The following is a 21,078-nucleotide window of genomic DNA, read 5'->3' as shown; positions in this document are numbered from 1 at the left end:
CCCCCGCGATTCCGTCATGGGGGCTCTGCGGCGGCATGCGCGGGGGGCTTCGGAAGGCTCAGGCCAGCGTGCTGGGAAGCGAGCGACCCGGGGCCGCCTGGCGTCGACCGTCGGGCCCTTCGGCTCAGAGCCTCACGATCCGGCAGGGGTCTCCGGCCTTGCCCGGAGGGGCGTGGGGCTTTCGCACCAGGAGGCAGTCGGCTTGCGCCAGGACCCGCAGCATCGATGAATCCTGGGGCCCGAAGGGCGTGGCCCGCAGCTCGCCGCCGGGGCCGCGCTCCAGCGTCGCGCGCAGGTAGTCCTGGCGCGAGTCGTTGGCGGCGACGTCGGCGCCCAGCGTGGCCGGCTCTGTGACGTCGGCGCCGGCGTTCGGGTCGCCCTGGAGCGCGCGGATGAGGGGGGCGAGGAAAAGCCTGCCGCACACGATCGACGAGACCGGGTTGCCCGGCAGGCCCAGGATGGCCATGCCCTGCATGCGGCCGAAGATCAGAGGCTTTCCGGGCCGCATGGCGATGCGCCAGAAGCCCAGCGTCATGCCGCGCCGGGTCAGGGCGGACTGCACGAGGTCGTGGTCGCCCACCGAGGCGCCGCCGAGCGTCACCAGCACGTCCGCCTTCGCCGCGATCGCGGCCTCGATGGCGTTCTCCAGCGCCTGGAAGCTGTCGCCCGCGATGCCGAGATCGACAGGCGTCCCGCCGGCCCGGCGGACCATGCCGGCGATCGCATAGGTGTTGGATGCGACGATCTGGTCCGGCCGCGCGGCCTCGCCCGGCCTGACGAGCTCGTCGCCCGTGGCCAGCACCGCCACGGTCGGGCGGCGCCGCACGCTCACGACGGGATGGCCCATGGCGGCGGCGAGCGCGACGCTGCGCGGGGTCAGCCTCAGGCCTTCGGCCAGCAGGGCGTCGCCCGTCGCGAAGTCCAACCCGGCCGGCCGGATGAAACGGCCCGGCGAGGGCGCCTCCAGCACCGTGACGGCCCCGTCCGACGCGCGCGCGTTCTCCTGGATCAGGATGGCGTCCGCGCCCTCGGGAAGGGGCGCGCCGGTGAAGATCCGCACCGCTTCGCCGGGCGCGACGCTTCCGCCGAAGGCCCGGCCCGCCGGCGCCTCGCCGACGACCCGCAACTGCGCTCCCGCCGCGGCGTCCGCGGCCCGCACCGCGTAGCCGTCCATGGCCGAGGCCGCGAAGGGCGGCTGCGTCCGCAACGCCGCGAGCGGCGCCGCCAAGGTCCGGTCCAGCGCGTCCGCGATGGGGACGTCCTCGGCCGGCAGCACCGGGCGGGCCGCATCCAGGACCCGCCTCAGGGCTTCGTCGACGGAGAGGAGCGGCTCGGATGCGGTCATGGTCAATCCTTCCGGGCCTTCCCGCGGGCGGTCAAGTCGAGGGGGCAGGGGCCTCTTCGGCCCGCCAGGAGCCGGATTTTCCGCCGTCCTTGCGGAGCAGGCGCACGGCCTCGATCCGCATGCCGCGGTCGGCCGCCTTCACCATGTCGTAGACGGTGAGGCAGGCCACCGAGACCGCCGTCAGCGCCTCCATCTCCACGCCGGTCTGGCCGGACACCTTGACGACGGCGGTGACGCGGACGCCCGGCAGGGCCTCGTCGAGAACGAGGTCGACGGCGACCTTCGACACCGTCAGGGGATGGCAGAGGGGGATCAGCTCATGCGTCTTCTTGGCGGCCATGATCCCCGCCACGCGGGCGACGCCGAGCACGTCGCCCTTCTTGGCGTCGCCGGCGCGGATCAGGGCCAGCGTTTCGGGCAGCATCACCACCGCGCCCTCGGCCACGGCCGTGCGCGAGGTCACGTCCTTGTCCGACACGTCCACCATGGCGGCGGCGCCGCTGGCGTCGATATGGGTGAGCCCGCTCACGCCGCGCCCGCCTTGGCCGCTTCGCCGAACAGCAGTTCCCTGGTCGCGGCGGCGACGTCCGGCCGCCGCATCAGGCTCTCGCCCACCAGGAACGTGTCGATCCGCGAGCGGGATAGCCGCAGGATGTCGTCATGTGTGAACACGCCGCTCTCGCCGACGATGATGCGGTCCGCCGGGATCAGGCCCGCCAGTTCCTCGGAAACGGAGAGGCTCACCTCGAAGGTGCGCAGGTTGCGGTTGTTGACGCCGACCAGGCGGGTGTCGAGGCGCAGCGCCCGGTCCAGCTCGGGGGCGTCATGGACCTCGACCAGCACGTCCATGCCGCAATCGCGCGCCGTCGCGGCGAGGTCGCGAGCCTCGGCGTCGGTCACGGAGGCCATGATGATGAGGATGCAGTCGGCTCCCCAGGCCCGGGCCTCGTAGACCTGGTAAGGCTCGAACAGGAAGTCCTTGCGCAGCGCCGGCAGCCCCGAGGCGTCGCGCGCCGCGGCGAGATAGTCGGGTCGGCCCTGGAACGAGGGTTCGTCCGTGAGCACCGACAGGCAACTCGCGCCGCCCTCCGCATAGGCGCGAGCCAGTGACGCGGGGTCGAAGTCGGCGCGGATGAGGCCCTTGGAGGGGCTCGCCTTCTTGACCTCGGCGATCAGCGCCGGCCGGCCCTGCGCCAGATGGGCCTCGATGGCCTGCATGAACCCGCGGGGAGGGGCGGCGGCGCGGGCCCGGCGCTCCATCTCGGCCGGGGGCGCGATCTCCTTGGCGGCCGCGATCTCGCGGCGCTTGTAGGCTTCGATCCTGGCGAGGATGTCGGACACCGCGCTCACCCGTTCGAGGCTGAGACGAGGCGGTCGAGCACGGAGCGCACCGCGCCGCTGTCGATCGCCTGCTGGGCCATGGACGCGCCGTCGCGCAGCGTCGCGGCCTTGCCGGCCACCACGAGACCCGCGGCGGCGTTCAGCACGGCGATGTCGCGATAAGGGGTGCGCTCGCCGAATACAACGGCGCGCAGCGCTGCGGCGTTGTGGTCCGCTTCGCCGCCCCTGAGGTCCTGCGGGCGCGCGCGCTGGAGGCCGGCCTCCTCGGGGGTGATCGTGAAGGAGCGGGTGCGCCCGTCCTCCAGCGCCACGACGGCGGTCTCGCCCGTGGTGGTGATCTCGTCCAGGCCATCCCGCCCGTAGACGACCCAGACGCGCTCGGAGCCGAGCACCTTCAGGGTGTCGGCGATCGGCTGCAGCCAGCTCTCGGAGAACACGCCGAGCACCTGGCGCTTGACGCCGGCCGGGTTCGAGAGGGGGCCGAGGATGTTGAAGATGGTGCGCGTGCCGAGCTCCACGCGCACCGGCGCGACATGGCGCATGGAGGCATGGTGCGTCGGGGCGAACATGAAGCCCACGCCGGCTTCCGCGATGCAGTGCGTGACCCGGGCCGGTTCCAGCCCCACCTTGACGCCGAGGGCGGCGAGCACGTCGGCCGCGCCGGAGCGGGAGGAGGCGGCGCGGTTGCCGTGCTTGGCCACCGGCACGCCGCATGCGGCGGCGATCATGGCGGCGAGCGTGGACACGTTGTAGGAGCCGGAATTGTCGCCGCCGGTGCCGACGATGTCGATGGCGTCCGCCGGCGCCTCCACGCGCAGCATCTTGGCTCGCATGGTCGCCACCGCGCCGGCGATCTCGTCCACCGTCTCGCCGCGCACCCTCAGCGCCATCAGAAAGGCGCCCGACTGCGCCAGGGTCGATCCGCCCGACAGGATGGTGTCGAAGGCGTGCTCGGCCTCCTCGCGCGACAGGGGGCTGCCGGTCGCGACCTTGGCGAGGATGGGCTTGAAAGCGTCCATGGCGAGGCTCCGCAGCGGCTCAGGCGACCGCCCGCCCGCGTCTCGTCTTATTCCATTCGGATGCGAGGTCGAGGAAATTGTGAAGGATCGTCAGCCCGTGCTCGGACTGGATGCTCTCCGGATGGAACTGCACGCCGTGCACCGGCAGGGTCTTGTGCGAGAGCCCCATCACCAGCCCGTCCTCGCTTTCCGCGGTGACCTGCAGCGCGTCGGGGAAGTCCGCCCGGTCGACGACGAGCGAGTGGTAGCGGGTCGCCCGGAAGGATCCGTTGATGCCGCGAAACACGGTCTGGCCGCGGTGATGGATGGTGGAGACCTTGCCGTGCATCGGCCGCGGCGCGCGGCGCACGGAGCCGCCATAGGCCTGGCCCATGGCCTGCAAGCCCAGGCAGACGCCGAAGATCGGGATCTGGCCGGCCGCCTGGGCGATCAGGTCCAGGCAGACGCCGGCGTCGTCGGGCGTACCGGGTCCGGGCGACAGGAGGACGGCGTCGGGGGCCTTGTCCAGCAGCTCGCGGGTCGTGATCCGGTCGTTGCGGACCACCTCGACGGTCGCGCCCAGCCGGCCGAGGTCGTGATACAGGTTCCAGGTGAAGCTGTCGTAGTTGTCGATGAGGGTGACGGTCGTCATCGGCTGAGGTCCGGCTGCGCCGCTCCCTTTTGGGGCGTCCCGCCGCGACACGTCAAGCCGCGGGCCGGCGCGTGCGACGCCCTCACTGGCCGCGCCGGGCCGCGCTGGCGAAGCGCTCGGCCTCCTCGGCGGCGCGGAACAGGGCCTTGGCCTTGTTGACGCATTCCTGCTGCTCGGAGTCCGGGTCGCTGTCGTAGACGATGCCGGCGCCGGCCTGGACATACATGCGGCCGTCCTTGACCACCGCGGTGCGCAGCACGATGCAGGTGTCCATCTCGCCATTGGCGCCGAAATAGCCGATGCAGCCGGCGTAGATGCCGCGCTTCTCCTTCTCCAGCTCGTCGATGATCTGCATCGCCCGCACCTTCGGCGCGCCGGAGACGGTGCCGGCCGGGAACCCCGCCACGAGCGCGTCGAGGGCGTCATGCTCCTTGGCGAGCACGCCTTCCACGTTGGAGACGATGTGCATCACCTGGCTGTAGCGCTCCAGGAAGAAGCTGTCGGTCACCGTGACGGTGCCGATCTCGGCGACGCGGCCGACGTCGTTGCGGCCGAGGTCGAGCAGCATGAGATGTTCGGCGCGCTCCTTTTCGTCGGCGAGAAGCTCCTCGCCCAGCGCCTTGTCCTGCGCCGCCGTCGCCCCGCGGGGGCGGGTGCCGGCGATCGGCCGGATCGTGACCTTGTCGTCGCGCACCCGCACCAGGATCTCGGGCGAGGAGCACACGATCTGGAAGCCGCCGAAATCGAGATAGCAGAGGAAGGGGGCGGGGTTCACCCGCCGCAGCGCCCGGTAGAGCGACAGCGCCGGCAGCCCGAACGGGGCCTCGAAGCGCTGCGACAGCACCACCTGGAAGATGTCGCCGGCGCGGATGTGCTCCTTGGCCTGCTCCACCATGCCCTTGTACTCGTCGGGGCTGGTGTTCGAGGTCCCGGACGCCGAGAGGAGACGCACCGGGGCGACGGGTTGGGGCGCCGGGAGGGGGCCTTCGAGGGCCGCCACGATGGCGTCGATCCGTTCGCCGGCGCGTTCATACGCGGCCCTGGCCGACTGCCCGGCGCGCGGGCGCACGGGGCTGAGCACGACGATCTCGTCGCGCACGGCGTCGAACACCACCATCACGGTGGGGCGCACCAGCACCGCGTCGGGGACGCCGAGCACGTCCGGGTTGGGATCTCCGATCCGCTCCATGTGGCGGACCATGTCGTAGCCGAGATAGCCGAACACGCCGGCCGCCATCGGCGGCAGGTCGTCGCCGAAGGGCACCGCGCTCTCGGCCAGGAGGGTGCGAAGCGCGTCGAGCGGGGGCTCGATGCAGAGCTCGAACGCCTCGGGCTCGTCCAGCGCGACGCGGTTGATCTCCGACACCGCGCCCGTGCAGCGCCAGATCAGGTCCGGCGAGAGGCCGATCATGGAATAGCGGCCGCGCACCGCGCCGCCCTCCACCGATTCCAGCAGGAAGCACGGGCCCTTGCGGGCCTCGCTCAGCTTCAGGAACGCCGAGACGGGCGTCTCCAGGTCGCCGACCAGCGAGACGCGCAGGATCTGCGGCGCGCCGGCGTCATAGGTCCTGGCGAAGTCGTCGAAGGCCGGAAGGATCGCCATCCCGGGTCAGCGCCCCGTCGCCATCAGAACTGCCCGCCGATCGCCTGGCGCAGCACGGCCTCGTTGACGCTGGCCCCGATCTCCTGCTGCACCTTCTGCACATAGACGCTCAGCATGTCGTCGCTGAGGGCGAGGCGGATCTGCTCGTCGAGCTGCTGCGCCGCCTGCTGGGTGGAGAGCAGGGGCGGCGTCTCCGCGCCGTCGATCCGCAGCACGAGCCTCTCCTGCGCGCTGGCGCCGAGAGCGGTCGCGACCTTGCCGACGGGGGTGGCGAACGCCTGGGCGACGGCCGCCTGCGACAGTCCGCCTGCCGCGCCCTGGCGCTTCAGGTCCTTGGCGGTGCGGATCTCCAGGCCGAGTTCGCCCGCCACCGCCTCCAGGGTCGATCCGGCGTTGATCTTGCGGACCGCGTCGGATGCGATCCTGGCGACCCTGTTGGCCGTCTCGTCGGCCTTCCAGGCGGCCGCGACCTCGGCCTTGACCTCGTCCAGCTTGCGCTCCCGCGAGGCCTCGATGCCGCCGATCTCGAACCACACATAACCGCCGTCGCGGGTCGAGACGGCCTCGTTGTCCACTCCGACATCGGAGGCGAAGGCGGCCTTCAGCACGCTGTCCCGGTCGGCGATGGCGACCGGCTTGCCGGACTTGTCGCGCCCGGCGCGATCCACCTCGACCTGCTTGACGGCGAGCTTCAGGTCCTTGGCGATGTCGGCCAGCGGCTTGGCCGAGGCGCGCTGGTCCTCGATCTTGTCGTGGACGTCCTGCATCGCGTCCCGGGCCTTGCCCTTCGCGATCTCGTTCCTGATCTCGGCCGCCGCCGCCTCGAAGGGCTTCACCTGCTCCGGCTGGATGCTGGCGACCCGCACGAGCACGAAGCCGAAATTCCCGGCCACGGGCTCGCTCACCGACCCGGCGGGGGTCGAGAAAGCGGCTTCGGCGACCTTGGGGTCGACGACCCCGTCTTTGGAGACGACGCCGAGGTCCAGGTCCTGGGGCGGGATCTTGCGCTCCTCGGCCAGGGCGTCGAAACTCAGGCCGCCCTTGATGCGCTCGGCCGCGGCCTTGGCCTCGTCGGCGGTGGGGAACACGATCTGCTGGATGGAGCGCTTCTCGGGTTCGCCGTAGCGGGCCTTGTTGCGCTCGTAGAACGCCTTCGCTTCCGCCTCCGGCACCTGGTCGGGCTTGGCCACGTCGGCGGGGCTGAGCTGCAGCAGCGTCACCTTGCGGAACTCCGGCGCGCGGAAGGCCGCCTTCTGCTGGTCGAAGAAGGTCTGCAGCGCGGCGGCGTCGGGCGCCGGGACTTCGCCGGCCTTCTCGGCGCCGATCGCCACATAGCTGATGGCGCGCGTCTCGTTCTGGTAGCGGTGGACGGCGTCGCGCAGCACGCCCGGGACAGGCGGCGCTCCGGCCACCGTGTCGGCGAGCTGCTGGCGCAGATAGACGGCGCGCTGGGTGCGGATGAAGCCCTGCTCGGTGAAACCCTGGTTGCGGATCGCGTCGTTGAAGGCGTTGCGGTCGAACTGGCCGCTCGGCCCCTTGAAGGCCGGATCGGCGAAGATCGCCTTGGCGATCGTCGCGTCCGAGATGGCGAGGCCGTAATACTTCACCCGCTCGTCGAGCGTGGCTTCGGTCATCATCTTGGACAGGACCTGCCGGTCCAGGCCCACCGCCCGCGCCTCGTCATTGGTGATCGCCCGGCGGATGCGGCGCGACAGCTGCTGCATCTCGTTCTGGTAGGCGTCGCGATAGGCGAGGGCGCTGATCTCGGTGGAGCCGACCTGGGCCACATTGGTGTGGCCCACCGAGCGGATCATGTCGCCGATGCCCCAGATGCCGAAGCTGAGGATGAGGAAGCCGAACAGGACGGCCACCACGATGCGGCCGAGCCAGCTTTGTCCGGCCTTGCGCATTCCTGACATCATGGGGCGAAACTTCCTTCAACGTGACGGACTGGAGGGCCGGGACGAGCCCCGGCCGAAAGGCGGCGCATCATATGGACGCGATCCCCGCGCCGCAACGTGGCGTCGCACGGTTTCCCGGCGCTTTCTAGGCGCTTTCGACTTCGCCCGGCATCTGCTATCCGGCGCTGATCAGTTCGGGAGAGTGAAATGACCGCGTCAGCGCGCCCGCGACCCCTCGTGGCCGGCAATTGGAAGATGAACGGCCTCAAGGCGTCGCTGGGCGAGCTCTCCGCCATGGCGGCGCAGTATGACGAGGCCCTGACGCGCAAGGTCGACCTCCTGGTCTGCCCGCCGGCGACGCTGGTCGCCATGGCGGCGGCGGCTGTCGGCGCGCAGATCGCGATTGGCGGCCAGGACTGCCACGCCAAGCCGAATGGCGCCCACACGGGCGACGTCTCGGCCGAGATGCTGGCGGACCTGGGCGCGACCCATGTGATCGTCGGGCATTCCGAGCGCCGCACGGATCACCGCGAGACCGACGCCGACGTGAGGGCCAAGGCCGAGGCGGCCTGGCGGGCCGGCCTGACCGCCATCCTGTGCGTCGGCGAAACCAAGGACGAGCGCGAAGCCGGAAAGACGCTGGACATCGTGAAGCGCCAGCTGCGCGGCTCCATTCCCGAAGGCGCGACGGCCGCCATCCTGGTCGTGGCCTACGAGCCGGTCTGGGCGATCGGCACCGGCGTCACTCCGACGGCGAAGGACGTCGAGGAGGTCCACGCCATGATCCGCGCCGAGCTGCGCGGCATCGTCGGCGACGAGCAGGCCCCGCAGGTGCGCATCCTGTATGGCGGATCGGTCAAGCCCTCCAACGCCGCCGAACTGATGGCCGTGCCCGACGTGGACGGCGCGCTCGTGGGAGGGGCCAGCCTGAAGGCGGCCGACTTCATGGGCATTGCGGCGGCGTATCGCTGAGCACGCGAGCCGCCGATTGAAGGCGGGCGGCGCCGTTCCCATCTTTGCACCCGGGCGGGGCTGTGCTAAACGCCGCCCGTGAGTTCAGCCGGGACCGCCTTCGCCTCGAAGTCGATGACCCCGGCGTTTCGGCTTGGCGCGCTCTGTTTCGACGGGACGCGCCGGCCCCCGTCTCGGCAGTCCCGGAAGGACCCATGCAGCAGGTTCTGATCGTCGTCCACCTGATCGTGGTGCTCGCTCTCGTGGGCGTGATCCTTCTCCAGCGTTCCGAGGGCGGCGCGCTCGGCGGCCTCTCGGGCGGCGGCGGCGTCTCCGGCTTCATGACCGGACGCGGGCAGGCCAACGCGCTCACCCGCGCCACGGCCGTTCTCGGCGCCGTGTTCTTCGCCACCAGCCTGATCCTGGCGATCATGGCCGGCGCGAACCGCGCTCCCAAATCGATCCTGGACCAGAACGCCCCCGCGGCGGGCGCCCCGGCGGCCCCGGCGCAGGCGCCGTCCGGCGGCGTCCTCGACCAGCTCAACCGCCTGCAGAACCAGCAGGCTCCGGCGGCGCCCGCGGCTCCGGCCCCTGGGGCCCCGGCCCCGGCGCCCGCCCAGTAAGAGACGCGACGAGGGCCGGGCGACCGGCCCTCTCTCTTTGTGGCGCCCGCACCGGCGCCGTCGAACGACCGGCCGGGGCGGCGGCGCGCCGATGGGCCGAAACCTGTGGAGAGCCTGCCCGAGGCGGCGATGTGTTTCGCGAATCGGCGGCGAAGGAGTATTTGGAAACCCCCATGGCTCGCTATGTCTTCATCACCGGCGGCGTGGTTTCTTCCCTGGGGAAGGGCCTGGCTTCCGCAGCCCTGGGCGCACTCCTGCAGGCTCGCGGCTACTCCGTCCGCCTGCGCAAGCTGGATCCCTATCTCAACGTCGACCCGGGCACGATGAGCCCGTACCAGCACGGCGAGGTCTTCGTCACCGACGACGGGGCCGAGACGGACCTCGACCTCGGCCATTACGAGCGCTTCACCGGCCGGCCCGCCTCCAAGGCGGACAACATCACGACGGGGCGAATCTACCAGGACATCATCGCCAAGGAGCGCCGCGGCGACTATCTGGGCGGCACCGTGCAGGTGATCCCGCACGTCACCAACGCCATCAAGGAATTCGTGCTCACCGGCAACGAGGGCGTCGACTTCGTCCTCGTGGAGATCGGCGGCACGGTGGGCGACATCGAGGGCCTGCCGTTCTTCGAGGCGATCCGCCAGCTCGGCAACGACCTGCCGCGCGGCCACGCCGTCTATGTGCACCTGACGCTTCTGCCCTTCATCCCGAGCGCCGGCGAGCTGAAGACCAAGCCGACCCAGCACTCCGTCAAGGAGCTGCGCTCCATCGGCATCCAGCCCGACATCCTGCTCTGCCGCACCGACCGGGAGATCCCGCGCGAGGAGCGCCGCAAGCTGGGCCTCTTCTGCAATGTGCGCGAGAGCGCCGTGATCGAGGCGCGCGACGTCTCCTCGATCTACGCCGTGCCGGCGGCCTATCACGAGGCCGGCCTCGACGCGGAAGTGCTGGCCGCGTTCGGCATCGAGCCCGCGCCCAAGCCCAATCTGGCGCGCTGGGCCTCCGTGACGGAGAGCATCGCCAACCCGGAGGGCGAGGTCACCATCGCGGTGGTGGGCAAGTACACGGGCATGAAGGACGCCTACAAGTCGCTCATCGAGGCGCTGGCCCATGGCGGCATCGCCAACCGGGTGAAGGTGAAGCTCGACTGGATCGAGTCCGAGGTGTTCGAGAGCGAGGATCCGACGCCGTTCCTCGAGCATGTCCACGGCATCCTGGTGCCGGGCGGCTTCGGCCATCGCGGGGCGGAAGGCAAGATCCGCGCGGCCGGCTTCGCGCGCGAGCGCAAGGTGCCGTATTTCGGCATCTGCTTTGGCATGCAGATGGCCGTGATCGAGGCCGCCCGCACCCTGGCGGGCGTCAAGGACGCCAATTCGACGGAGTTCGGCCCCTGCGCGGAGCCGGTCGTGGGCCTCATGACGGAGTGGATGCGCGGCAACGAGTTGGAGATCCGCGCCGCCGGCGGCGACCTCGGCGGCACCATGCGTCTCGGCGCCTTCAAGGCGCGCCTGGCGGAGGGCAGCCGCATCGCCGAGATCTACGGCGACACGGAGATCTCCGAGCGCCACCGCCATCGCTACGAAGTGAACATGGGCTACCGCGACCGCCTGGAGAGCGAAGGCATGCGCTTTGCGGGCGTGTCGCCGGACGGGCTGCTGCCCGAGACCGTCGAGATCCCGGACCATCCCTGGTTCGTCGGGGTGCAGTATCACCCCGAGCTGAAATCCCGCCCGTTCGAGCCTCATCCGCTCTTCAAGAGCTTCATCGCGGCGGCGGTGGAGCAGAGCCGGCTGGTGTGAGGCCGGCCGCCCCCATCGCCTCGGTGATGGTCCGGTAGTCGCGCTCGCTGATCTCGAACACCCCGAAACGGAGCCGGTAGCCCCAGTTTCGCTGGCCGCGGGTGAAGTCGAGCGCGTCGAGCAGAGGCCGGATGGGCGTCTCGCGGGCGTCCCACCAGTCCACGTCCCTGCGATGCGGGCGAAAGCCGTTTCCACAGTCCACGTCATAGGCGTCGCCGGCCCGCACCCATCCGACCGCCGTGAGGGAGCTATATCCGTCACGCGCCCCGAAGGCTTCGGACGGCGAGTAGTAGACGACGCCGTCTCCCGGAGCGATGCGGCGCAGCGGCGCTGCTTTGCCGTGGCAAAGCTGCATGAAGCCGCCGGCGCTGCCGCGACGCACATGCTCGGCCGACGCGACCCCGATCCAGAACCGGCTCATGACGCGCCGCCCGGCGCGAAGACGCGAAAGCGATGCCCGTCCGGGTCGGCGGCCACGCAGGTGAAGCCGAAATCCATGCGCGTCGGCGCCTGCAGCACCGGGACGCCCTCGGCGACCCACTCGCCGTGGATCCGCCCGACCGCGGCGTCGTCTTCGAGCGCGCAGGCGAGTTCGGCATGGCCCGGCGCGCCGGTCGGGCGCGGCTCCACGCCGGTCCGGCTCCACAGGCCCAGCATCAGCCCGCAGGGCAGGGCGAACATCGCGAAGGTCGGGGACGCCTCGGCGGGCTGTGCGCCGAGCAGTCGGCCGTAGAAGGCTGCGCTCGCCGGGACGTCGGCGACATAGAGGAGGACGAAGTTGGGGGCGGTCATGGCGGGTCTCCTTGCTGACCCGTCCTTCTCGCCCGGCTCTGCTGACAGTTTCCGTCAGCAGTCAGGCCTCCACGATGCCTTCGCGCTCGCGCCATTGGCGCAACAACGCTTTTCGCGGGCTGGAGTAGCGGTCCGTGAGCGCCTCGACGCTGGCGATGCGGTCGAGGCGAAAGCAGCGGAAGTCCTCGCGCAGCTCGCACCAGGCCACCAGCACCTGCGCCCTGTCGAAATAGCCGACGGCCAGAGGCCACACCGTCCGGCTCGTCGCGGCTTCGGCCTTGTCCCGATAGGCGATGCGCAGCTTGGACTGGCGTCGGAGGGCGTCGCGCACGAGGGCGGGATCGAAATCGCCGCTGGGTTCGGCCGCGCCCGACGGTCCGACCAGCAGGCGCGAGCCGTCGAGCTCGTCGGCGAGCTCCCGCGGCAAGACGGACCCGATTTTCGCCAGCGCATCGAGCGCGGCGCCGCGCAGGCGCTGGTCGCCCCTGTCCGCCGCCCAGCGCGCGCCCAGCGCCAGCGCCTCCAGCTCCTCGGGGGTGAACATCAGAGGCGGCAGCAGGAAGCCGTGGCGCAGGACGAAGCCGACGCCCGCCTCGCCCTCGATCGGAGCCCCCTGGGCGCGCAGGCTGGCGATGTCGCGATACAGCGTGCGCAGGCTCACGCCGAGCTCCGCCGCAAGCTCGGCCCCGGCCGCCGGATAGCGACGCCGGCGGAGCGCCTGGAGGAGGTCGAGCAGACGTTCGGCGCGGGACACGGCGGCTGGACCTGACGGGAGGATTGGGATTGGGCGGCGCGGCCGGTAAGATGCCCGTCCGAGCCCTTCAAGAGAAGTCCTCCCATGCCCCGCGGCCTCGATCATCTCGTCCTCGCCGTCCACGACCTCGACGCGGCCGGGCGCTTCTACGAGGCGCTCGGCTTTACGGTCGGGGCCCGCAACCGCCACCCCTGGGGCACGGAGAACCGGATCGTCCAGTTTCCGGGCGTGTTCCTGGAGCTGATCGGCGTGGGGGAGGGCGCCGCCATCACGCCGCATGGGCCGGGGCGGTTCTCGTTCGGAGCCTTCGTGCGCGACAGCCTCGCGCGGGGGGAGGGCCTGGCCATGCTGGTGCTGGAGGCGCGGGACGCCGAGGCCGACCGCGCCGCCTTCGCGCAGTCCGGGATCGGCGGCTTTGAGCCGTTCTTCTTTGAGCGCGAGGCCAAGCGCCCGGACGGATCGAGCGCCCGGGTCGCCTTCAGCCTCGCCTTCGCGGAGGACAGGCTCGCGCCCGAGGCCGGCTTCTTCGTCTGCCAGCAGCACGAGCCGCAGAATTTCTGGAACCCGGCCTTCCAGGCCCACCCCAACGGCGCGCTCGGCGTCGACGCCGTGACCATGGTGGCGGAGAACCCCGCCGCGCACGCCGAGTTCCTGCACCACTTCACCGGCGAGCACGACCTCGTCTCGACCTCGTCCGGGATCGTCGTTCCCCTGCCGCGCGGGCGTATCGAGGTGATGACGGGCGCGGCCCTGGCGTTCCACACCGGCGTGACGCTGCCGGAGGCGCCGGCCCGGCTCGTCGGCTTCACGGTGGCGGTCCGCAGCCTAGACGCGATCGCCGCGCGCGTGCGCGCCGCCGGGCTCCCGCATTTGGTCGTCGGGGAGGGGATCGTGCTCCCGCCCGAGACGGCGTTCGGCACGATCGTCGCGTTCAGGCAGCGAAGCACGCAACCGTGACGCTCTAGCTTCACTCTGAAGTTCTGCGTAGTGTCGGGACTCCTGGAGTGCCGTCGTGCTGCCGCTCTATCTTCAAGGCCTACCGCCCTTCGTCGTCTATGCACTGACGTCCGCGGCGCTCGTTTGCGCGTTCGGCTACGCCTATACCCGCGCAACAGCCCACGACGAGTTCGATCTCATTCGCGAAGGCAACGCGGCCGCGGCGGTATCGCTGGGCATGAGCATGCTGGGCTTCGCCCTGCCGCTCTCCAGCGCCATCGTGCACGCAGCCTCCGTGCTCGACTGCATCATCTGGGGGCTGATCGCGCTGGTCGTGCAGGTGCTCGTCTACTTCCTGGCGCGCCTTCCCATCCCCGACGTGAGCCGTCGCATTGCGGCCGGCGAGATGGCCTCCGCGGTCTGGCTCGGCTCCGTTTCGCTGGTCGGCGGCGTCGTCAACGCGGCCTGCATGGCGCCCTGACGGTGAGCGACAACCCCATCTTCGGCAAGCTCAAGCCTCCGCCGGATCCACCTCGCAAGCAGAAGCGATCGGGCCATGTTTGGCTGATCGCCTTCACGAGCGCCAGCGCGACCGCGTTCGGCGCCTATCGGCTCATCCCAGAGCACTATTGCGGGACGGATCGGATTGTCCGCTCTGTCGACCAGTGCATCGCATCCGGGATCGTTGCGTCATTGTGTGAGGAGCAGTTCACGTCTGGGGACGGCGCCGTCGTCTCGGCCGTGACGTTCGGGTCGCCGCAAGGCGGCTCGCCCAAGCGTTGGATCGCCGGCGACGGTGGGGCGTTCTCAGCATCGGGCGAGCGGCTTCCGATGGCGCGCCTGTGTCTGGCGCGCAGTTCTGATCGCGGCGGTCATGCGGGCGGCGGAGCCGGTGGGGGCCATGGATACGGCGTCTCGTCGCCCACGCGCGGCGGCTTCGGCGTCATGGGTTCCGGTTTCCACGGCGGAGCCTGATCCCATGCGGCGCATCAGGAGCTGGGAGCGACCGGACTGGCGCGCGCTCGCCGAGCAGGAAGGCTTCGTGTTCCACACGGCCCCAGACGCGCCGTACTGGACCGAGACCGTATGCTACGGCTTCACCCTGCGTGAGATCGAGGACGACCTTGAGGCTCCCAGCGGCGAACTCCACGCGATGTGTCTGGAACTGGTGGCGAGGGTCGTTCGGGACGAGCGTTCGCTGCGTCGCTTGCGCATTCCCGAATGGGCATGGCCGCTGATCGCCGATAGCTGGTCCCGAGCGGACCCATCGCTGTATGGCCGTTTCGATCTCGCCTATGACGCACGGAGCCCGGCCAAGCTGCTGGAATACAACGCCGACACGCCGACATCCGCCTATGAAACCGCCTGTTTCCAGTGGCGCTGGTTGGAGGATCTCCTTGCGGCCGGAAAACTCCCCCACGGCAGCGACCAATTCAACGCGCTCCATGACCGGCTGATCGCGCGATGGCCGTCCGTTTCCGGCGGCGGCCTGCTTCACTTCGCCTGCATGTCGGCGGTCGAGGAGGATGTCGCGACCGTCGAATACCTCCGCAACTGCGCCGCGCAAGCCGGCGTGCAGACCAGTTTCGTCGGCATCGAACAGATCGGTCTCACCGATGATGGCGCCTTCGTGGACATGCAGGACCGTCGCATCGCGCGGCTCTTCAAGCTCTACCCGTGGGAGTGGCTGCTGGCCGAACCGTTCGGCCTCCGCCTCTCCGGCTCGGGCCTGCGCATGGTCGAGCCGCCGTGGAAGGCGATTCTGTCCAACAAGGGCATGCTTGCGCTGCTCTGGGAGATGTTCCCGAACCATCCCAATCTGCTGCCATGCTGGTTCGACGATGAAGCGCCGCCCTCAGTCGTGAGCTATGCGCGCAAGCCGTTGTTCTCACGCGAGGGCGCAAACGTAACCCTGGTCGAGCGCGGCAAGACGCTGGCCAGAGAAGATGGCCCTTATGGCGCGGACGGTTTCGTTCGCCAGGCGCTGGCGGGGACCCGCTTCAACCGCGTCCACGTGGTGCTGGGATCCTGGATCGTGGGCGACGAGCCGGCGGGGCTCTCCGTCCGCGAGAGCGACGAGCCGGTCACGCGCGACACGGCCCGCTTCGTGCCCCACTACATAGAGCCCTGAAGTCCCGGCGCTCACGCCGGAAACTGGAACTCCTTCACCGACTCGGTCGGGAAATCGAAGAGCTTGCCGGTTTCGGTCCAGGACGGGGACGCGATGGCGACGAGATGGGGCGCGAGGTCGTCCGGCGTCCTGAGGGACATCGGGTCCTCGCCCGGCATCGCGGTCTCGCGCATGCGGGTGCGCAGAGGGCCCGGATTGACCAGCATGACCTTGATGGGGGTCGTGGCCGTCTCGGCCGCGTAGGTGCAGCCCAGCGCGTCGACGGCCGCCTTGGAGACCGAGTAGGGCCCCCAATAGGCGGTGCGCTTCCACGAGGCGCCTGAGGAGATCAGCATGGCCCGGCCGGCGTCCGAGGCGCGCAGCAGCGGGTCCAGGGAGCGCAGAAGGCGCCAGTTGGCCGTGACGTTCACGGCCATCACGTTGTCCCAGTCCTTCGGGGCCACATGGCCGAGCGGCGTCAGCGGACCGAGCACGCCGGCGTTGCCCAGGAACACGTCGAGCCTGCCCCAGCGCTCATGCAGCGCCCCGCCGAGCCGGTCGAGCGCGTCGAAATCCTTGATGTCGACGGGGACGAGCGTGGCCGTGGCGCCCAGCGCGCGGATCTCGTCGTCGAGCTCCTCCAGGGCGCCCTGCGTGCGGGCCACGGCGACCACATGGGCGCCGGCCTGGGCGAAGGCCAGCGCGGCGGCGCGGCCGATCCCGCGCGACGCGCCGGTCACCAGCGCGATGCGGTTTGCGAGTGGCTTGGACATGGACCCTTATCCGACTTCGGCGAGCATCGAGAGCTGCTGCTTCGGACCCTCGCCGACGAGGTCGGTGATGGGGGTCGGGTATTCGCCCGTGAAGCAGTGATCGGTGAATTGCGGGCAGGCGTCGTTGCGGCGCGCCTCGCCCATGGCGCGGTAGATGCCGTCCACCGACAGGAAGGCCAGCGAGTCGCAGCCGATATAGGCCCGCATCTCCTCCAGCGTATGCGTGGCGGCGAGCAGCTTGTCGCGCTCCGGCGTGTCGATGCCGTAATAGTCGGGATGGGTGATCGGCGGGCTGGAGATGCGGAAATGCACCTCCTTGGCGCCGGCGTCGCGCATCATCTGGACGATCTTCACCGAGGTGGTGCCGCGCACGATGCTGTCGTCGATGAGCACGATGCGCTTGCCGGCCACCACCGAGCGGTTGGCGGAGTGCTTCAGCCGGACGCCGAGTTCGCGGACGGACTGCGTGGGCTGGATGAAGGTGCGGCCCACATAGTGATTGCGGATGATGCCGAGCTCATACGGGATGCCCGCCGCCTGGGCGAAGCCCAGCGCCGCCGGAACGCCGGAATCCGGCACCGGGATCACGACGTCGGCGTCGATGGGCGATTCGGAGGCGAGCTCCGCGCCCATGCGCTTGCGCACGTCGTAGACGGAGCGGCCGTGCACGATGGAGTCCGGCCGCGAGAAATAGATGTACTCGAAGATGCAGGGGCGGGCCGGCACCGGCTTGAAGGGCTTGATCGATTCGATGCCGTCCTCGGACGCCACGATGATCTCGCCGTTCTCGACGTCGCGGACGAACTTCGCCCCGATGATGTCGAGCGCGCAGGTCTCGGAGGCGAAGATCGGGCGGCCGTCGAGGTCGCCCAGCACCAGCGGGCGGATGCCGAGCGGGTCGCGGGCGCCGATCAGCTTCTTGTTGGTCATGGCCACGAGCGAATAGGCGCCCTCGATCTGAGCCAGCGCGTCGATGAACCGGTCCATGAAGCGGCGTTTGCGGCTGCGCGCGACCAGATGCAGGATCACCTCCGTGTCGGAGGTCGACTGGCAGATCGCGCCGTCGCGCACGAGCTGGCGGCGCAGCGTCAGGCCGTTGGTGAGGTTGCCGTTGTGGGCGACCGCGAAGCCGCCGCTCTCCAGCTCGGCGAAGAGCGGCTGGACATTGCGCAGGATGGTCGCGCCCGTGGTGGCGTAGCGCACATGGCCGATCGCGTTCGCGCCTTGCAGGCGCTCGATCGTGGCGAGGTCGGAGAAGGTGTCGCCGACGAGGCCAAGGGCGCGCTCGGAGTGGAAGCGCTTGCCGTCGAAGGAGACGATGCCCGCAGCTTCCTGCCCGCGATGCTGCAAGGCGTGGAGCCCCAGCGCCGTGATCGCCGCCGCGTCCGGATGGCCGTAGATTCCGAAGACGCCGCATTCCTCGTGGAGCCGGTCCGCCTCCGGATCGAAGATGAGGTCGCCAGCTGGGGAGTGCATGCCGTTGCGGTCGGTCATCGCTGTCCTCGTCAAAGCAAGAACCGCGCATGCGGAGGCCGCAGCGCGGAAGAGATGCATGGCCCAAACACGATGCGGCCCGACGCCGTCGGGTCGCGCGCCCGCCTCCCGCGAGCATCCCTAGGGCATTCGCTCTCGGCGAAGATGGTGATCTTCGCCCGGGAATGCATCTAGCGCGTCGACTTCGGCGCCGGATTGGCGGCCGTCTCGATCAGCTGCTGCAGCCCTTGCTGCTGCGTCTTCTTATACGAGGGCGGCGTGTCCGTCTCCGTCCGTTTCTGTCCGGGCGGCGTTGCGCTCGGGGCGGGGGCGGGGGGCGCCGCGGGTTGTCCCGGCGCGGCCGGCGGTTCGCTCGGATCGCCCAGGTTCTTGTTCTTGTTGCGCAGTTTCTGCAGGTAGCCCTCGGGGTCCTCGGGAAGCAGGCTGACGATGTAGTCGCCGGAGTCCTTGAGGACGGGGCGCAGCTTGGCGTTGCGGATCCAGTCCGGCTGCGCCTTGTCGCCCACGAGCTTGTCGAAGAACACGAACGCGATCACGGCGATCAGGAGCCCGCGGCCGGCGCCGAAGAGGAAGCCGAGCGTGCGGTCGAGCGCGCCGATTTTGGAGTCCAGGATCAGGTCGGAGATCTTGACCGTCACGAAGGAGACCAGCACCAGCGTGAACAGGAACACCGACGCGATCGAGGCCGCCAGCGCGAGCTGGGCGTTCGGGATGTATTCCTTGGCGTAGGGCAGGACCAGCGGGTGAAGCGCATAGGCGGCCGCCGCGGCCGCGATCCAGGACGCGATGGCCAGGACCTCCCGGGTGAAACCGCGAACCGCCGCCAGGAGCGCGGAGACGATGACCACGCCCAGGACTACGAGGTCGAGCGGGGTGACGGGCAGCTGGTTCATGGAAGTCCGGGGATTTTTCAAAGGCCGACGCGGTGAAGGTCTTATAACGGGACCGCCTCCCAGCGTCACGCGTCTTCCGGTACGTATCCCGGACGCTTTGCGCCGCGCTTTCCGGCTCCCTGGGCCGCGATGCCGGCCACCAGATCGGCGACGTCGGCGGCCGACTCGACGCGGATCGAGGGCTTTCCCGCGCTTTCCAGGCCGGCGCGGGGCATCATCGCGGAGGTGAAGCCCAGTTTGGCCGCTTCCTTCAGCCGCGTGGCGGCCTGGCTCACCGGGCGCAGCGCGCCCGTCAGGCCGATCTCACCCATATAGACGCGCTCGGGCGACAGCGGCGCCTGGGCCAGGGAGGACACCAGGGCGGCGGCGGCCGCGAGGTCCGCGGCGGGCTCGTTGATTCGCATGCCGCCCGCGACGTTCAGATAGACGTCGTGCTGGCCGAGCTTCAGGCCTGCATGCGCCTCCAGCACGGCGATCACCATCGACAGGCGGCTCTGGTCCCAGCCGACCACGGCGCGGCGGGGCGTGCCCAGCGAAGTGGGAGCCACGAGCGCCTGGAACTCCACCAGCAGCGGCCGGGTGCCCTCCATCCCGGCGAAGACGGCCGTGCCGGGCGAGGCCGTGTCGCGCCCGGCCAGGAACAGCGCGGACGGGTTGGTCACCTCCGAAAGCCCGAGCCCGGTCATCTCGAAGACGCCGATCTCGTCGGTGGGGCCGAAGCGGTTCTTGACCGCCCTCAGGATGCGGAAGTGATGCGCTCCGTCGCCCTCGAAGGACGCCACGGCGTCCACCATGTGCTCGACGACGCGCGGGCCGGCGATTTGGCCGTCCTTCGTCACATGACCGACCAGGATCAGCGCCGCGCCGCTGGTCTTGGCGTAGCGGATGAGGAGCTGCGCGGAGCCGCGCACCTGCGTGACGGTGCCGGGCGCGGCCTCCACCGCCTCCGTCCACATCGTCTGGATCGAATCGATGATCACCAGCCGGGGCGGCTGACCCTGCGAGAGGGTCGTGACGATGTCCTCCACGCTGGTCTCGGAGGCGAGCTCCACCGGCGCGCCGCTGAGCCCGAGCCGCTCGGCCCGCAGCCGGACCTGGCCGACCGCTTCCTCGCCCGAGATGTAGACGACCCGGTGGCCCTTGTTGCTCAGCGCCGCGCAGGCCTGCATCAGCAAGGTCGATTTGCCGATGCCGGGATCGCCGCCGAGCAGGATCACCGAGCCCTTGACGAAGCCGCCGCCCGTCACCCTGTCGAGTTCGGCGATGCCCGAGGCGATGCGCGGCGCCTCCGGTTCGCTGCCGGTGAGGCCCTCCAGCTGGAACACCCGGCCCTTGCCGCGCAGGCCCCGGGGGACCGGCGCGCCGCCGGGCAACGGCGCCGCGGCGGCCTCCTCGGCGATGGTGTTCCATCCGCCGCAGGCGTCGCAGCGGCCCTGCCAGCGGCCGTAGACCGCGCCGCAGGACTGGCAGGCGTAGGTGAGGGTGCGTTTGGCCATGGGCGTGTCTAGTCGATGATGTCGAGGACGTCACGGTAGTCCGACGAAGACCGGACGACGTGGCAGATCACGATCCGATCGGGTTGGACCTGATACAGAATGGAGTAGCCGCCTTCGAGCAAGCGGCGATAGGCCTGGCCGGACGATGTCTGGAGAAGCCGGCCGCGGTTGGGCTGGCGGCTGAGGCTCAGGCAGCGCTCGCTCAGCGCGATGAGGAGCAAGTGTGCCGCCCTGGGGTTGAACTGGCTGATATAGGCGGTGATGTCTTCCAGATCCTCGATCGCCAGAGGACTGAAAACCACCCTCACTCAGCGGCGTCCGTAGCGATCTTCGCCTTCACCGATCGCATCAGCCTCGTGAACACGGCTTCGGCGTCTTCGAACCGGCCTTCGGCGACATCCTTGAGACTGCGTTCGATCTGACGCTCGCGTTTGAAGGCCTGCCACCGGGCGTCCTCCTGGCGAGCCTCCAACAGCATCAAGGCCGCGCGGACGACGTCACGCCGGTCGCCGTAGCGCCCGGTCTCGGCCAGGCGGTTCAGGATCTCGTCGGCTTCGGCGTCGAGTTCGAGCATCACAGAGGTCCAATGCGTCTATCGGCAGGATAGCACACCG

23 protein-coding genes are annotated in these 21,078 nt (G+C 70.2%); 7 read left to right on the top strand and 16 right to left on the bottom strand.

The features are described 5' to 3' along the window. Window positions 1-124: 124 nt before the first annotated feature. From glp to ABEG18_RS11775, 7 genes are all read right to left on the bottom strand, one after another. On the bottom strand, window positions 125-1,345 hold the full coding sequence (glp, locus tag ABEG18_RS11805) for a gephyrin-like molybdotransferase Glp (RefSeq protein WP_406858251.1): 1,221 nt from the start codon (window positions 1,343-1,345) through the stop codon (window positions 125-127). Window positions 1,346-1,376: 31 nt separating this feature from the next. After that, window positions 1,377-1,874, bottom strand: a complete 498-nt coding sequence (gene moaC / locus ABEG18_RS11800; protein WP_406858250.1) for a cyclic pyranopterin monophosphate synthase MoaC — start codon at window positions 1,872-1,874, stop codon at window positions 1,377-1,379. Further along, entirely contained in the window at window positions 1,871-2,686 is an 816-nt protein-coding gene (gene trpC / locus ABEG18_RS11795) for an indole-3-glycerol phosphate synthase TrpC (RefSeq protein WP_406858249.1), read from the bottom strand. The genes moaC and trpC overlap by 4 nt, the downstream gene beginning before the upstream one ends. Before the next feature lie 5 nt (window positions 2,687-2,691). Then, window positions 2,692-3,705, bottom strand: a complete 1,014-nt coding sequence (gene trpD / locus ABEG18_RS11790; RefSeq protein WP_406858248.1) for an anthranilate phosphoribosyltransferase — start codon at window positions 3,703-3,705, stop codon at window positions 2,692-2,694. Between the two features lie 19 nt (window positions 3,706-3,724). Further along, window positions 3,725-4,336: an anthranilate synthase component II gene (locus tag ABEG18_RS11785; protein ID WP_406858247.1), complete on the bottom strand. Its 612-nt coding sequence runs from the start codon at window positions 4,334-4,336 to the stop codon at window positions 3,725-3,727. Between the two features lie 82 nt (window positions 4,337-4,418). After that, a complete protein-coding gene (gene trpE / locus ABEG18_RS11780; protein ID WP_406858246.1) occupies window positions 4,419-5,939 on the bottom strand; it encodes an anthranilate synthase component I in 1,521 nt (506 codons plus the stop codon). Between the two features lie 23 nt (window positions 5,940-5,962). Beyond that, window positions 5,963-7,861 (bottom strand): SurA N-terminal domain-containing protein, encoded by a 1,899-nt coding sequence (locus ABEG18_RS11775; protein WP_406858245.1) that lies wholly within the window; start codon window positions 7,859-7,861, stop codon window positions 5,963-5,965. A 186-nt stretch (window positions 7,862-8,047) separates the two neighbouring features. Between ABEG18_RS11775 and tpiA the strand changes: the two genes are divergently transcribed. The 3 genes from tpiA (at window position 8,048) to ABEG18_RS11760 (ending at window position 11,216) form a co-directional block, all read left to right on the top strand. Continuing rightward, window positions 8,048-8,812 (top strand): triose-phosphate isomerase, encoded by a 765-nt coding sequence (gene tpiA, locus ABEG18_RS11770; protein ID WP_406858244.1) that lies wholly within the window; start codon window positions 8,048-8,050, stop codon window positions 8,810-8,812. A gap of 194 nt (window positions 8,813-9,006) precedes the next feature. Beyond that, complete coding sequence (secG, locus tag ABEG18_RS11765; RefSeq protein ID WP_406858243.1) at window positions 9,007-9,414, top strand: preprotein translocase subunit SecG; 408 nt, start codon at window positions 9,007-9,009, stop codon at window positions 9,412-9,414. 173 nt (window positions 9,415-9,587) lie between these two features. Beyond that, window positions 9,588-11,216 (top strand): CTP synthase, encoded by a 1,629-nt coding sequence (locus tag ABEG18_RS11760; protein WP_406858242.1) that lies wholly within the window; start codon window positions 9,588-9,590, stop codon window positions 11,214-11,216. On the opposite strand, the gene ABEG18_RS11755 is transcribed toward ABEG18_RS11760, so the two are convergent. From ABEG18_RS11755 to ABEG18_RS11745, 3 genes are all read right to left on the bottom strand, one after another. Beyond that, window positions 11,179-11,637, bottom strand: coding sequence for an EVE domain-containing protein (locus ABEG18_RS11755; protein WP_406858241.1), 459 nt, complete (start codon window positions 11,635-11,637; stop codon window positions 11,179-11,181). The two genes, ABEG18_RS11760 and ABEG18_RS11755, sit on opposite strands and share 38 nt — an antisense overlap. Further along, the gene (locus tag ABEG18_RS11750; RefSeq protein WP_406858240.1) at window positions 11,634-12,008 is read right to left on the bottom strand and encodes a VOC family protein; all 375 of its coding nucleotides are present in this window, start codon (window positions 12,006-12,008) and stop codon (window positions 11,634-11,636) included. The genes ABEG18_RS11755 and ABEG18_RS11750 overlap by 4 nt, the downstream gene beginning before the upstream one ends. 61 nt (window positions 12,009-12,069) lie before the next feature. Continuing rightward, complete coding sequence (locus ABEG18_RS11745; protein WP_406858239.1) at window positions 12,070-12,762, bottom strand: helix-turn-helix transcriptional regulator; 693 nt, start codon at window positions 12,760-12,762, stop codon at window positions 12,070-12,072. A gap of 84 nt (window positions 12,763-12,846) precedes the next feature. Between ABEG18_RS11745 and ABEG18_RS11740 the strand changes: the two genes are divergently transcribed. The 4 genes from ABEG18_RS11740 to ABEG18_RS11725 are packed head-to-tail and all read left to right on the top strand — an operon-like array spanning window position 12,847 to window position 15,829. Then, window positions 12,847-13,719 carry a VOC family protein gene (locus tag ABEG18_RS11740; protein ID WP_406858238.1) on the top strand — a complete coding sequence of 291 codons (873 nt, stop codon included), beginning with the start codon at window positions 12,847-12,849 and terminating at the stop codon, window positions 13,717-13,719. Between the two features lie 55 nt (window positions 13,720-13,774). After that, window positions 13,775-14,179: a DUF350 domain-containing protein gene (locus tag ABEG18_RS11735; protein WP_406858237.1), complete on the top strand. Its 405-nt coding sequence runs from the start codon at window positions 13,775-13,777 to the stop codon at window positions 14,177-14,179. 2 nt (window positions 14,180-14,181) lie between these two features. Further along, window positions 14,182-14,673: a hypothetical protein gene (locus tag ABEG18_RS11730; protein ID WP_406858236.1), complete on the top strand. Its 492-nt coding sequence runs from the start codon at window positions 14,182-14,184 to the stop codon at window positions 14,671-14,673. Window positions 14,674-14,677: 4 nt separating this feature from the next. Further along, window positions 14,678-15,829 carry a glutathionylspermidine synthase family protein gene (locus tag ABEG18_RS11725; RefSeq protein ID WP_406858235.1) on the top strand — a complete coding sequence of 384 codons (1,152 nt, stop codon included), beginning with the start codon at window positions 14,678-14,680 and terminating at the stop codon, window positions 15,827-15,829. 11 nt (window positions 15,830-15,840) lie between these two features. Here the strand turns inward: ABEG18_RS11725 and ABEG18_RS11720 are convergent, their stop codons facing one another. From ABEG18_RS11720 to ABEG18_RS11695, 6 genes are all read right to left on the bottom strand, one after another. Then, entirely contained in the window at window positions 15,841-16,581 is a 741-nt protein-coding gene (locus ABEG18_RS11720) for an SDR family NAD(P)-dependent oxidoreductase (RefSeq protein WP_406858234.1), read from the bottom strand. Window positions 16,582-16,587: 6 nt separating this feature from the next. Beyond that, the gene (purF, locus tag ABEG18_RS11715; RefSeq protein ID WP_406858233.1) at window positions 16,588-18,075 is read right to left on the bottom strand and encodes an amidophosphoribosyltransferase; all 1,488 of its coding nucleotides are present in this window, start codon (window positions 18,073-18,075) and stop codon (window positions 16,588-16,590) included. Between the two features lie 170 nt (window positions 18,076-18,245). Beyond that, complete coding sequence (locus ABEG18_RS11710) at window positions 18,246-18,959, bottom strand: CvpA family protein (RefSeq protein WP_406858598.1); 714 nt, start codon at window positions 18,957-18,959, stop codon at window positions 18,246-18,248. A 74-nt stretch (window positions 18,960-19,033) separates the two neighbouring features. Beyond that, window positions 19,034-20,464, bottom strand: a complete 1,431-nt coding sequence (radA, locus tag ABEG18_RS11705; RefSeq protein ID WP_406858232.1) for a DNA repair protein RadA — start codon at window positions 20,462-20,464, stop codon at window positions 19,034-19,036. 8 nt (window positions 20,465-20,472) lie between these two features. Then, complete coding sequence (locus tag ABEG18_RS11700) at window positions 20,473-20,772, bottom strand: type II toxin-antitoxin system RelE/ParE family toxin (protein WP_406858231.1); 300 nt, start codon at window positions 20,770-20,772, stop codon at window positions 20,473-20,475. Continuing rightward, a complete protein-coding gene (locus tag ABEG18_RS11695; RefSeq protein ID WP_406858230.1) occupies window positions 20,769-21,038 on the bottom strand; it encodes a hypothetical protein in 270 nt (89 codons plus the stop codon). The genes ABEG18_RS11700 and ABEG18_RS11695 overlap by 4 nt, the downstream gene beginning before the upstream one ends. Between the last annotated feature and the right edge of the window lie 40 nt (window positions 21,039-21,078).

The sequence above is a fragment of the Alsobacter sp. KACC 23698 genome, assembly GCF_045348435.1.
Classification (GTDB): domain Bacteria; phylum Pseudomonadota; class Alphaproteobacteria; order Rhizobiales; family Beijerinckiaceae; genus Alsobacter.
Note: the sequence above shows the minus strand (reverse complement) of the source record. Positions and strands in the feature narration are given on the sequence as shown.